General features: G+C 72.0%; 9 protein-coding genes. 1 reads left to right on the top strand and 8 read right to left on the bottom strand.

The features are described 5' to 3' along the window. Window positions 1–47 precede the first annotated feature (47 nt). The 3 genes from Q8A52_RS41475 to Q8A52_RS41485 all read right to left on the bottom strand — a co-directional run bounded on the left by Q8A52_RS41475 (window position 48) and on the right by Q8A52_RS41485 (window position 4,399). On the bottom strand, window positions 48–1,262 hold the full coding sequence (locus Q8A52_RS41475) for a globin domain-containing protein (RefSeq protein WP_316761930.1): 1,215 nt from the start codon (window positions 1,260–1,262) through the stop codon (window positions 48–50). Between the two features lie 263 nt (window positions 1,263–1,525). After that, the gene (locus tag Q8A52_RS41480) at window positions 1,526–2,515 is read right to left on the bottom strand and encodes an Acg family FMN-binding oxidoreductase (RefSeq protein ID WP_316761933.1); all 990 of its coding nucleotides are present in this window, start codon (window positions 2,513–2,515) and stop codon (window positions 1,526–1,528) included. Between the two features lie 192 nt (window positions 2,516–2,707). Next, window positions 2,708–4,399, bottom strand: coding sequence for a sensor histidine kinase (locus tag Q8A52_RS41485; RefSeq protein ID WP_408649350.1), 1,692 nt, complete (start codon window positions 4,397–4,399; stop codon window positions 2,708–2,710). Window positions 4,400–4,725: 326 nt separating this feature from the next. On the opposite strand from Q8A52_RS41485, the gene Q8A52_RS41490 reads away from it, so the two are divergent. Continuing rightward, window positions 4,726–5,172 (top strand): pyridoxamine 5'-phosphate oxidase family protein, encoded by a 447-nt coding sequence (locus Q8A52_RS41490; RefSeq protein WP_316761939.1) that lies wholly within the window; start codon window positions 4,726–4,728, stop codon window positions 5,170–5,172. Window positions 5,173–5,304: 132 nt separating this feature from the next. Here the strand turns inward: Q8A52_RS41490 and Q8A52_RS41495 are convergent, their stop codons facing one another. The 5 genes from Q8A52_RS41495 to Q8A52_RS41515 form a co-directional block, all read right to left on the bottom strand. Continuing rightward, window positions 5,305–5,778, bottom strand: coding sequence for a hemerythrin domain-containing protein (locus Q8A52_RS41495; protein ID WP_316761942.1), 474 nt, complete (start codon window positions 5,776–5,778; stop codon window positions 5,305–5,307). A gap of 43 nt (window positions 5,779–5,821) precedes the next feature. Then, window positions 5,822–7,060, bottom strand: coding sequence for an MFS transporter (locus tag Q8A52_RS41500; protein ID WP_316761944.1), 1,239 nt, complete (start codon window positions 7,058–7,060; stop codon window positions 5,822–5,824). Window positions 7,061–7,350: 290 nt separating this feature from the next. Beyond that, entirely contained in the window at window positions 7,351–7,797 is a 447-nt protein-coding gene (locus tag Q8A52_RS41505; protein ID WP_316761946.1) for a hypothetical protein, read from the bottom strand. Next, window positions 7,797–10,487, bottom strand: a complete 2,691-nt coding sequence (locus tag Q8A52_RS41510; protein WP_316761947.1) for a multicopper oxidase domain-containing protein — start codon at window positions 10,485–10,487, stop codon at window positions 7,797–7,799. Before Q8A52_RS41510 ends, Q8A52_RS41505 begins: the two co-directional genes overlap by 1 nt. Then, window positions 10,484–11,683 (bottom strand): TIGR04053 family radical SAM/SPASM domain-containing protein, encoded by a 1,200-nt coding sequence (locus Q8A52_RS41515; RefSeq protein WP_316761948.1) that lies wholly within the window; start codon window positions 11,681–11,683, stop codon window positions 10,484–10,486. The genes Q8A52_RS41510 and Q8A52_RS41515 overlap by 4 nt, the downstream gene beginning before the upstream one ends. Window positions 11,684–11,802: the final 119 nt, after the last annotated feature.

Raw genomic sequence — 11,802 nt, forward strand, 5'->3', positions numbered from 1 at the left:
CCCCCGTCCGGCAACGGGGGTCGGCCGTGGAGCGCACCGCGCCGCTGTCAGTCCTCGGCGTGCGCCAGCCACAGGTCGGGGCCGAACACCTCGTAGCGGATGTGGTGCGCGGGGATGCCGGCCTGGAGCAGTTGGCCGCGGACGGCGCGCATGAAGGGCAGCGAGCCGCACAGGTACACGTCGGCGCCGGCGGGCAGCTGGAGCTCGTCGAGGATCATCAGCCCGGTGCGGGCACCGGCTTCCCCGACTGCGTTCTCGGCGGCCTCCTCGTACCAGAACTCCGCGCGCGCGTTGGGCAGTTGCTCCACCAGGCGGCGGGTGTCGGCGCGCAGGGCGTGGTCCTTCGGGGAGCGGTCGGCGTGCAGTACCCAGACCTGCCGGGACGAGTCGGTGGCGGCGAGGTGTTCGAGCATGCCGACCATCGGGGTGCAGCCGATACCGGCGGAGACCAGCAGCAGTGGGGCGTCAGCGTCGTCGAGGACCACGTCGCCGAACGGCTCCGACAGGGTCAGCTCGTCGCCGGCCTTCACGGTGCGGTGCAGCTGGTTGGAGACCTCGCCCTCGGGAGCCTCGGCCACACTCGCCACGCGCTTGACCGTGATGCGCCGCAGCTGCCCGTCGGTGGCTCCGGAGAGGCTGTACTGGCGCAACTGGTGGATGCCGTCGGGCATTTCGACACGCACGCTGACGTACTGGCCCGCGCGGGAGGGCGGTACGGGCGACCCGTCTGCCGGGCGCAGCAGGAAGGAGACGACGTCCGGGGTCTCCTCACGGCGCTCGACGACGGTCCACTGCCGCCAGGGGTGCCGCGGGTCGACGTCGGCCTCCTGGTAGAGGCGGGCCTCCTGGGCTATGAGCGCGCCGGCCATCAGCCAGTACACCTCGTCCCAGGCCCCGACGACCTCGGGGGTGACCGCCTCGCCGAGGACCTCGGCGATGGCACCGAACAGGTACTTGTGGACGATCGTGTACTGGTCCTCGGTCACACCGAGCGCGGCGTGCTTGTGCGCGATCCGGGACAGCAGGGCGTCCGGGCGGGCGTCGGGGTCGGCGAGGAGCGCCTGGGCGAAGGCGGCGATGGACCCGGCCAGAGCCTGCCGCTGTTCGCCGTTGGCCTGGTTGCCCCGGTTGAACATCCCGTCCAGCAGCTGGGGCTGCTCGCCGAACATCGTGGCGTAGAAGCGCGTCGTGATCTCGTCGAGGGCGCCGCCCACGGCGGGCAGAGTGGCGCGGACGACAGCGGCGGACTCGGGCGAAAGCATGGCTCTCCTCGGAAATACAGACGTGCGCGGGCGGGCGCTCACGCATCACAGCTGCAATCCATTAAGCGGCGGTCCGGGCCCGCTCACGGGCTTGCGGACCCGATCAGGGCCGAACGGCTCCGCAGGTCAGGACGCTTGGGCCCGGCAATGCGGCCCCATGAGGGCCGGATGGCCCTAGCGCACCAGCCGACGGTCCCGGTCGCGATCGTGGCGCACCACGGTTCCGCGGCAGGAAAGGCTCCCCCTGTCCGGGAAGGCACTGCCTAGGCGATGTCGAGGACGTCCTGGACGGGACGGCGGGGTGTGGCGGAGCCGTGCGGTCCGTAGCCGAGGCGCAGCACCATCTGCACGTGGCCCGTGCCCGACACCGGATCGCGGGCCAGCAGGCGCAGTTCCCGGCTCTCCAGCGCGTGAGAGGTCAGGGCGGTGGCCAGACCGGCCAGGGTGGCTCGCAGGAGGACGCGCTCCAGCGCCTGCCCGGCCAGCAGCCAGTCGGCAGACGTGTCGGTGTGTGTGCTCAGCAGCGCCAGATGGGGGTTCCGTTCGAAGGCGGCGCTCCCGCGCTCGGCCACGGCCCGGCGCCCGGCGAAATCGCGCAGCGGCGCCCGGCCGCTCGACGGCCGCGGCCCGAACGCGTACTCGGGCACTCCGTCGGTGGCTGTTTCCGCTTCCGGGCCGATCCGGGTCCAGCGCTCCAGGTCCTCGCGGCCCCCGGGATCCAAGGTGTCGCGGCTCTCCGCGTCACGGACGAGATCCAGCAGGGAGTCGATGTGCCAGGGCCCGGGGAAGAGCAGTTCGGCACCCTCCCGGGCGGCCGCCGCCCGCAGCCCGGCCTGCACGTCGTCGGGGATGTCCTTCTCGTCGAAGGGATGGCGGCTGGTGTGCCGTTGCATGATCGCCGGATGCAGTGGCCGAAGGTCGTCCTCGTCCGGGGCCGCCGCGCCGGGATCGTCCAGGTGCACGGAAGCCAGCAGCACTGGATCCGCGGGGTCGGGCAACAGTAGGACCTGCGGGGTGAACCCGGCGTGCACGGCGGAGACACGCAGATTGAACAGCGCCGCCCCGCATCCGATGTGCAGTGCCCGGTTGCCCGGATCGGACCGGTGCATGGCCCGGTCGAGGTCCGCACGCAGCAGCAGGAGACGCTCGTCGGTCACGAAGCAAAAGCTCCACGGCTGAGCGTTGTGCATGGACGGGGCGGCCGTGGCCTCCCCGACCAGCGTGGACACCGTCTGCACGTCGAGCGGTCGCATGGCCCTTGCAGCCTCCTCGCCCGTCGGCGGTCCGGTTCGGCAGGCACCCGGGACGGTCGCATTCAGGGTCGGGCACGGTCCTCGTTCCGGTCCCCGGCCCGGTTCCTCCCGCGCCGGGGCAGCCGGTCCCAGTATCCGCCGAAAGGCATCGGCCCGCCCCCACGAGCGGCAGCGAGCAAAGGGTGATCCTGGCTAGGGCTCCCCCACCGGCGCGTGCCACACCAGTGTCGTACCGCCGCCGGCCCGGTCGGTCAGCTCCATGTCCCCGCCCAGCTGCCGGGCCCGTTCCGTCATGTTGCGCAGGCCGCTGCGGCGGCCGTGGGGAGGGATGCCCACGCCGTTGTCGGAGACCGTCAGCCGTATCTGCCTGCCGTCGGTCTCCAGCGCCACCTCGGTCTTGGAGGCGTGGGCGTGGCGCGCGACGTTCGTCAGCGCCTCGGAGAGCACCGCCATCACCTGGTCGGCGGTCTCCCGGGGCACATCGGTGTCCAGCAGGCCCTCCATCCGCAGGCTGGGCGCGAACCCTAGCAGCGGCGCGGCCTCGCCCACCGCGCGTACCGACCGCGCCCGCAGACCGGGACCGGAGGCGCTGTCCTGCGCCCGCAGACCGAAGATCGTGGACCTGATGATCTTGATCGTCTCGTCCAGGTCGTCCACCGCCCGCAGCACCCGGCCCGACGCCTCCGCGTGCTCGATGAAACGCCCGGCGCTCTGGAGCGTCATTCCGGTGGCGAACAGCCGCTGGATCGCCAGATCGTGCAGGTCCCGGGCGATCCGGTCACGTTCCTCGAGCACGGCGATCTGCTCGGAGTCCTTGCGTCGCTCGGCCAGCTCCATGGCGACGGCGGCCTGCGCGGCGAAGCCCCGCAGCGGCTCCGTCTCCGCCTCGGAGAACGGGGGCCTGCCCGCGGCCCGGACGAGCAGGACGACACCTCGTACGCCCTCGCCGGAGCCGATGGGGACGGCCACGGCGGGGCCGAGTCCGTAGAACCGCGGGGGGCCCGACGAGACGCGCTCGTCGCGGCACACGTCGGCGCTGGTGATGGGGGCGCCGCTGGAGAACGCCCGGCCGATCAGGCTGTCGTCCATGGGCAGCACCAGACCGCGGTGGGCCTCCGCCTCCTCGCCGATCGCCAGTTCCACGGTGAGCGCGTCGGTGTCCGCCATCGGTACGGCTACCACGGCCAGGGACGCCGAGGTGATCTCCCCCGCCCGCTCGGCGATCAGTCTGAGGACCTCGCCTCTCTCGATGCCGGACATCAGCCCGTGGGTGATCTCGGTACTCGCGCGCAGCCAGCGCTCGCGCAGCCGTGACTCCTCGTACAGGCGGGCGTTGTCGATCGCCACGCCGGCCGCCACGGCCAGTGTGGACAGGACCGACTCGTCCTCCTCGTCGAACTGCGCGCCGCCCCGCTTCTCGGTGAGGTACAGGTTGCCGAAGACGTGGCCGCGTACCCGGATCGGGACGCCGAGGAAGGTGTTCATCGGCGGGTGGTGGGGCGGAAAGCCGTACGACGCCGGGTGCTCGGAGAGATTGGCCAGCCGCAGCGGTTCGGGGTGCCGGATCAGCTCGCCCAGAATGCCGTGCCCCTGCGGGAAGGGACCGATGGCGGCGATCTGCTCGTCGCTCACGCCGACCGTGAGGAAGTCCGACAGCAGCTTTCCGTCCGGCCCGATCACGCCCAGCGCCGCGTACTCCGCGTCGACCAGGACCGCCGCGGCCTCCACGATGCTGCGCAGCGCCTGCTCCAGGTCCAGCTCCCGGCCGACCGAGAGGACCGCCTCAAGGAGGCTGTGCACCCGGTCCCGGGTGCCGCGGGCGGCGTCCAGGCGGGCCTGCAGCTCCTCCAGGAGCTCGTCCAGCCGCAGCTGCGGCAGCCGCATGCGCGCCTCGCGAGCGTCGTCGGAGCTTCCCACCGTTGTCCTCCGTACCTGGTCACGGTGCCGACACCGATCCTTCTGAACATCTGCCACGGTATCGGGCCGGGGACGGATGGCGGCACGGAGGATCGGCTTACGCGTCCACGCACCCGGGGACGCCCGCGAAGCGGGGCCGGACGCGGCCAGCCCAGGGCCGAACGGCCCTGGCACGACCCGCACGCAGGCCATTTCACTGGTCTGATCGAGGTCCCTGAACCCGGACACCGGACGATCAGCGGACACCGGCCGCACATGAGTACGTGCCGAACCCCTCCCTACGGACACACGCCATGCCTATCCAGAACGCCGAGCCGGCCCTTGCGGAGCCGCGCCGGAGCGCAGAACTCGACAGTGCCGAAGCCCTACGGCTGCTGGGCAGCGTGCCCATGGGCAGGATCGTCTTCACCCGGAGCGCGCTGCCGACCATCCGCCCGGTCAATCACATCCTCGACGACGGTCAGATCGTCATCCGCACCCACGAGGGCGCGGCCCTGACCTCGCACACCCGCCACAACGGCAGCCGGGGCGTCGTCGTCGCCTACGAGGCCGACATGATCGACCCGGACACACATGTGGGCTGGAGCGTGGTGGTCACCGGTTTCGCCGAGCTGGTCACGGACGAACAAGACCTGGCGCGCTACCGGGAGATGCTTCGCCCCTGGGTGAGGCAGACCATGGACCAGGCCGTGCGCATCCGGCCCGATCTGGTGTGCGGCATCCGGGTCACCGAGGCGTGAGTGACTCTCTCGGCCGAGTGACTTCCCCGGCCGGCTTCCTCACCGGCGCACACGAACGACGGCGCACATGAACGACGCCCGGGCCGTGGCGGATGCCGCGGGCCGGGCCTCGTCTGCGTCCTGCGTCGGTTGTCAGCGGTTCGGTGCCTGCGTGAGACCGCCGCCGCGGAGCCGTACCGCGTCCACCATCTCCCACTGCTCGGTGTCCAGGACTGCCAGGGCGGCGGGGAAGACGCCGTCCTGCTCCTTGAGGATGTGCTCACGCAGCAGGGCGAGCATCTCCATCAGCCGCTCCGGCCAGCCCGGATCGGCCGGGACCTCCTCCTCCGACTCCGCCAGCACCGCCTCGATACGGCGGTGCTCGGCTTCCAGTACGGCGATCTGGCCGGGAAACTCCTCGGCCATGGCGGGGAAGAGCGCGCCTTCCTCGACCGCCGTGTGCGGGGCGAGCACTGCGGCGATGTCCCGAGCCCGCTCCGCCATGCGCGTCACGTCACCGTCACGCCGGGCGTCGTGCACGTCGCCGATCAGGTTCACGACGGTCTCGTGCTCACGGGTCAGTTCGTCGATGGCTGCCAGTGACTGGCATCCGCAGTACTCGCACATCGTGTTGTGCCTTCGGGTTCGTCCGTGTTCTACGGAGCTGGATTCAGTGCGACTGTGCGGTCGCCGGGCGGCGCGAGACGGCCTGGCGCACGCCCGTCGCGGTGAAGGCCAGGGCGGCGGTGGCGACGACTCCGAGGAGGCTCAGGCCAATGGCGTACGAGCCGTAGGCACCGTAGAGCGAGCCCATCACCAGCGGCGGCAGGAAGCCGCCCAGACCGCCCGCGGCGCCCACGACGCCGGTGACCGAGCCGACCATGTTCGACGGAGCCAGCAGCCCCACCAGCGCGAACACCGCGCCGCTGCCGGCACCGAGCGCGGCGGCCATGGTCAGGAAGGCGGCCGTGCCCACCGGGGCCAGCGACGGCGTCATCGCCTGCACAAAGGCACCGACGAGCACCAGGCCCAGCGCCCCCGTCAGCACCCGCACGGCACCGATACGGTCCGACAGCCAGCCGCCCACCGGCCGCATCGCGACCGCCAGCAGCACGAACCCGGCCATCCGGTTGGCGGCGTCGGCCTGGGCCAGTCCGTAGCCGGTCTTCAGGTAGGTCGGCAGGTAGACGGAGAAGGCGACGTAGCCGCCGAAGGCCACCGCGTACAGGGCTGAGGCCTGCCAGGTGATGCTCAGCTTGAAGGTCGCGGCCAGACGGTCGGCCAGCGGCTCGGTCGGCACCGTGCGACCCGGCGCCTCCCGCAGCAGCAGCGCGGCGATCACCGCGTACACCGCCAGCACGCCCGCGGTGATCAGGAACGGGTTCGCCATGCCGTGCGCGTCCACCAGCTTCACGGTCGTCAGGGCGCTGATCGCGGTACCGCCCATGCCCGCGCCGAAGATGCCGATCGCCGTGCCCCGCCGCTCTGCGGGGAACCAGGCGCTGACCAGGGGCACACCCACGGCGAAGGCGGTGCCGCCGATGCCGAGGAAGAAGCCGCCCAACAGCAGCGTCGCCAGCGAGTCGTGTCCGGCAAGACCGAGGTACAGCACCGGCACGATGGTGGCGGCCGACACGAGCGGGAACATCACCCGACCACCGAACCGGTCGGTGAGTGCGCCCACCGGGATCCGGCCCAGCGATCCGACCACCACTGGCACCGCGACCAACAGCGACTGCTGGAACGAGGAGAGGCCGAGGGAGTCCTTGAACCGCGGGCCCAGCGGGCTGAGCAGCGCCCACGCCCAGAAGTTCACGGCGAAACCGACCGTGGCCAGCGCCAGCATCAGCCACGCCTGGCGCGGAACGGACGCCGTCCCGCTGTCCTTGTTCTGCGATGCCTGCAGCATTCTGCCTGCTCCTCTTGCTCACAGGGTCCGGCCCGGCTGATCCGGTCCGGATCGGGGGCCGCGTTCCGCGCGTACCGCCCGCAATCAGATTCGGTGACGGCACCCCTGCACGGGGTGGGCCATCAGTCCCTACCGGCCCGCCGAGCGGGCCACGCCACCAGGGCCGTTCTGGGGCCCGTTGGGACCTCCGGCCGACAGGGCGGGACGGGGCCACCGCGGTGCTCTCCGGCCGTGGTGACGAGAGAAGCCGGGGTACGCCACGGTGGCGTACCCCGGCTTCTCTCGTCCGGTCAGCCGGCGGGCAGAGCGGTGGCCAGCAGCACGACCCCGAGCGAGCCGACGAGGGAGACGACGGCGAGTGCCTTGGCCAGTTCGGCGCGGCCCTTGGCATGGGCCCAGCCGTGTGCGGCCGCCGCGAGCATCACCGCGACGAACAGGGCCAGTTTGGCCGCGAGGGTGCGCCCGTAGCCGGGCTCGCCCAGAGCTGCCCAGGTCACGCCCTTGTGCCAGGCGAGGACCCAGCCCGTGCCCAGTTGCAGCGGCAGGAACGCCGCTCCGGTGAGGATCCCGAAGCGGCGGCCGGCCGCCGCGCTGAACCGGGCGAATGCCTCCGTGTCGAGCAGCCGGCGGCCCAGCGGCAGAACCACCAGGGACAGGGCCAGCTGTCCGCCCACCCACACCACCGCACCGATGACGTGGGTGAAACGCACCAGGCTCCACAGGCCGACGGCGCCCATCACGGTGTCACCTCGATCATGCCGTGCGCACCGGCGTCGGCGTGGCGCATGTCGTGGTCGACGAAGGAGTAGTGACCGGCTTCGGTGAACGTGCTCTCCACGAAGCCGCCCTGGGCCGCGGACAGCTCGAGCACCTGAGCCCCGCCGGGCTGCTTCGGCGTCAGCAGGTACGCGCCCTCCTTGTAGACGGTGTCGAAGACGGTGCCGACGATGTGGAAGGCGATCCCGTCACTGGGCCCGGCGGCCACCACCCAGAAGCGGGCCCGCTCCCCGGCCTTCATCCTCAGGGGTGCCTTGGCGTACTGGGCGGCGATGCCGTTGAACACCCAGGCGTCCGGGGTGTCGTTGCGCATCTTGTCGACCTGGGCCGTGCTGCCGGGCGTGCCGAGGTAGAGCTCGGAGGAGACCAGGGCGTACTCGTGGTCGACCTCGGGCAGTCCGGGCGGGTCGATGATCACGGCACCGTACATGCCGTTGCCCATGTGCTGGAGCATGGGTGCGGTGCTGCAGTGGTACAGCCAGGCACCGGCCCGTGCGGCGCGGAACCGGTAGACCAGCCGCTCCCCCGGGTCGATGGTCCGCATGGGCTTGTCGGGGGCGAGGGCTCCGGCGTGGAAGTCGATGCCGTGGCCCATGCCGGTGTCGTCGTTGACGAGCGTGATCTCGAAGACGTCGCCGATCCTGCCGTGCAGGGTGGGGCCGGGGGCGGTGCCGCCGAAGGTCCACATCTGCTGCTTGACGCCGGGCGCGACCTCGACGGTGCGGTGGGCGGCGTGCAGTTCGACCTTGTGGACGTTCGCGCTGCCGGCGGCCGGCAGGTCGGCCGAGCGGGGTGTCCAGCCCGTCGAGAAGCCCTTGGCCAGGTCGAGTCCGCCGCCGGCGGAGTCCATGGAGTGCCCGCCGTGGTCCATGTTCATGGCGGAACCGGACGACGGGGTGTTCTGGTCGCCGGCCGCGCCCGTGCCCGGCTTCACGACGATGTCCATCTGCATACCGGCGGCACGGTGGCCGGGCACGGTGCACCACACCTGCAGGTCGTCGGTGACCTTCCCCATGTCGAGGGTGTGGCTCTGACCATAAGACAGCAGCGGGGTCGCGCGGCCGTTCTCGGCCTTGAGGTCATGGCGCTGGGCGTCGTTGTTGGTGACCTTCAGACGCAGGGAGGTCCCCTTGGCGACCTCGATCCGGTTCGGGCTCAGACTCATGCCCCTGATCGAGACGCTGACGGTGCGGGACCCGGCGCTCGAGCTGGATCCGCCACCGGTTGTGTCGGGTGAAGTTCCGGTGTCCCGGCCGCCGTTCGCCACGAGCACCGCCAGCACGGTGATCACCACTCCGGCCGCGGTACCCAGCAGCGCGGGCCGCCGGGAGGAGGTCGCCGTCGTCTGTTCCGGTCCGGAACCGGCTGTCGCCGGGTCCTGCCCGGTGCGACGGCTGTGGGCCAGCACGAGCACGACCAGGACCAGGAACGCGGCCGCGGACACACCGGCCAGGCTCAGGCCCACGAAGGCGCAGGGTCCGGGCAGCGGAAGCGCCGCCGGCGCCACGCCGGCGTTGAGCGCCACGAGCCGCGGCAGCCATCCCCGTTCCAGCACCGCCCGCACGGCCGCCCGGTCCTTGGGGCCGCGGCTGAGCACCACGGGCAGCAGATAGGTCAGGGCGCCGATCAGGACCTGTGCGACGAAGCCGATGAGCAGCACCGGCACCAGGTCCTCCAGCACCGTCTGGACCGCCGTGACCGACCGGGCGGCCAGCATGACCAGATCGATGGTCACGGAGATCAGCAGCCAGCAGGTGGCGGCCGCCAGCATCCAGGCCGCCGCCGCGGAAACGGGGCGATTGCGTCGTACGGTTCGGGCGAAGAGCCCCGCCGCCAGCGCGGCCCCGCACGCGTATACGGCAAAGCCGGCCGCGGCCGGCCGGCGCCACTGCAGGGCCAGTCCGACGGCGGCCGCCGACAGACCGCTGCCGGTGAGCCACAGCACCCAGCGCGACACCCGGGTGGTGAGTTCCTTCATCCGTACGCCCAGCACGGTGGGCCACAGCATGAACAGGGTCCCCAGGACGGGGAGTCCGATCCAGCCGAGCAGCGTGACATGGATGTGGGCCAGGCGGAGCCCGGCGTAATGGGCGGCGCCCGCGTGACCGGTGGCCAGCAGACCGCCCAGCACGGCCCCGGCGATCAGGGCCGCGGTCGCTATGCGGTAGTAGCCGACGACCGGCTTGAGCCGGCCGCCGAGGGCGCCCCGGCCCATCCGTATGAGCACCACCAGGTGTGCGGTGGCGACGGCGACCAGCAGCAGACCGCCGAGGCCGGTCAGTACGGGCAGGTCCGCCCATACGCCCACGAGGATGCCGGTGACGGCCACGTTGGCTCCGGCCAGGCGGGCGTCGCTCCACCGCTCGTCGGGGATCCGCGCGTGCAGCAGCGCGACGGCGAAGTGCTCGCTCCAGATCAGGATGGCGGTGGTCGCGCCGCCCAGCAGGAAGAGATGCACCGCCAGCCAGCGGGCCACCGGAAGCGACTGCTGGGCGGCGGCCGCCAGCAGGGCCGGCGCGAACCAGGCGACGACGAGCAGGTGGGCGCGCAGATGGCGGACGCGCAGGCCGGACTCCCCGAATCTGCTCGGGTACTTGGCAGGCCCGCTCGGGCCGCCGGTCTGTGCGGGGCCGCGCCCGATGGTGATCATGCTGTTCCGCCGGGGGTGTCGGGCAGGAGCTCGGCAAGCTCCCGCTGGTAGGGGAAGGAACCGGGGCGGTAACCGCACCAGGGCTCCTCGGCGTAGGGATCGCCTGTGACGCCGTAGGCGCGCGAGCGGGATCCGCCGCACACCCGGCGGAACTCGCAGCTGCCGCACCGGCCGGCCAGCCGGTCGGCGTCCCGCAGGCCGGTGAAGAGGTCGGAGTTCCGGTAGATCTCGGTCAGCGGCGTCTCCCGCACGCTCCCGGCGCCCAACGGCAGGAATCCGCTGGGATGAACGGTGCCGGTGTGCGAGACGAAGACGAATCCGCGGCCGGCGTTGACGTCTAGCGGCGGCCTTCGAGTGCGCCGCTCGCCCGCGTCGAGCCCGAGTTCGACGACCCGCTCGCGCAGCTGACGGTAGAGCGGCCCGAGCCCGAGTACGGCCACATGGTCCTCCCCTGCGTCCTCGATGATCCGGCGCTGCAGGGCGACCCGGCGGAAGTGGTGGGCCTCGGTGGTCTTGGCAGGCACGGTCAGCCCGACGTCGTACACGAAGTTGAGGACGTCCTCGGTCTCGGCGGGGGTCAACGCGCCCAGCGACCTGCCCCGGCCGGTGGGCACCAGGAAGAAGGCACTCCACAGCATCGCTCCGTGCCGGTGGACCAGCCGGACGATGTCGGGCAGGTCGTGCCGGGTGACCGTGGTGTTGATCTGCACCTTCATGCCGAGGGCGCGCGCGGTGTCCCAGGCGTTCAGTGTCCAGCCGTAGACGCCCTCCACGCCGCGGAAGCCGTCGTGCAGTGCGGCCGTGGAGCCGTCCAGACTCAAGGAGAGTCCCTTCGCGCCCGCCTCGTGGACGGCCCGGAGCCGGTCCGGGGTGAGGGTCGGGGTGCCGGAGGGCGAGACGGCGACCGGCAGACCGATCTGCCGTCCGTACCCGATCAGTTCCAGCAGGTCGGGCCGCTGGAAGGGGTCCCCGCCGGTGATGACGAACAGCGGCGCGGGATGACCGAAGGCGGCCACCTGCCGCATCAGGTCCTGTGCGGCCACGGTGTCCAGCTCGCGCGGGTCCCGGTCGGGTACGGCCTCGGCGCGGCAGTGCAGGCAGGCCAGCGGGCAGGCCCGGGTGGTCTCCCAGATCACGATGAACGGCCGCTCCGCCGCGTCCTGGTGCTGATGGCGCAGCACGCGGGGGGCGCTCATCGTGCCACCCCCGGGTGTGCGTTCGCCCGACGGCCGGGTCTGCCCGGCCAGGGGCGCCCGCTCGTGCAAGGGCCGGTTCCGGCCGCCCGGCCGCGGTGGCAGTCGCGGTGGGCGGCCGG

Origin of the sequence: Streptomyces herbicida (genome assembly GCF_032656585.1) — a bacterium.
In the GTDB taxonomy this organism is placed as follows: Bacteria; Actinomycetota; Actinomycetes; order Streptomycetales; family Streptomycetaceae; genus Streptomyces; species Streptomyces herbicida.

Excerpts from the sequence above, each read along its gene's own strand:
- Q8A52_RS41495 (WP_316761942.1), bottom strand. The coding sequence starts at position 5,778 with ATGTGCGAGTACTGCGGATGCCAGTCACTGGCAGCCATCGACGAACTG.
- Q8A52_RS41515 (WP_316761948.1), bottom strand. The coding sequence starts at position 11,683 with ATGAGCGCCCCCCGCGTGCTGCGCCATCAGCACCAGGACGCGGCGGAG.
- Q8A52_RS41510 (WP_316761947.1), bottom strand. The coding sequence starts at position 10,487 with ATGATCACCATCGGGCGCGGCCCCGCACAGACCGGCGGCCCGAGCGGG.
- Q8A52_RS41485 (WP_408649350.1), bottom strand. The coding sequence starts at position 4,399 with ATGCGGCTGCCGCAGCTGCGGCTGGACGAGCTCCTGGAGGAGCTGCAG.
- Q8A52_RS41480 (WP_316761933.1), bottom strand. The coding sequence starts at position 2,515 with ATGCGACCGCTCGACGTGCAGACGGTGTCCACGCTGGTCGGGGAGGCC.
- Q8A52_RS41490 (WP_316761939.1), top strand. The coding sequence starts at position 4,726 with ATGCCTATCCAGAACGCCGAGCCGGCCCTTGCGGAGCCGCGCCGGAGC.
- Q8A52_RS41500 (WP_316761944.1), bottom strand. The coding sequence starts at position 7,060 with ATGCTGCAGGCATCGCAGAACAAGGACAGCGGGACGGCGTCCGTTCCG.
- Q8A52_RS41475 (WP_316761930.1), bottom strand. The coding sequence starts at position 1,262 with ATGCTTTCGCCCGAGTCCGCCGCTGTCGTCCGCGCCACTCTGCCCGCC.
- Q8A52_RS41505 (WP_316761946.1), bottom strand. The coding sequence starts at position 7,797 with ATGGGCGCCGTCGGCCTGTGGAGCCTGGTGCGTTTCACCCACGTCATC.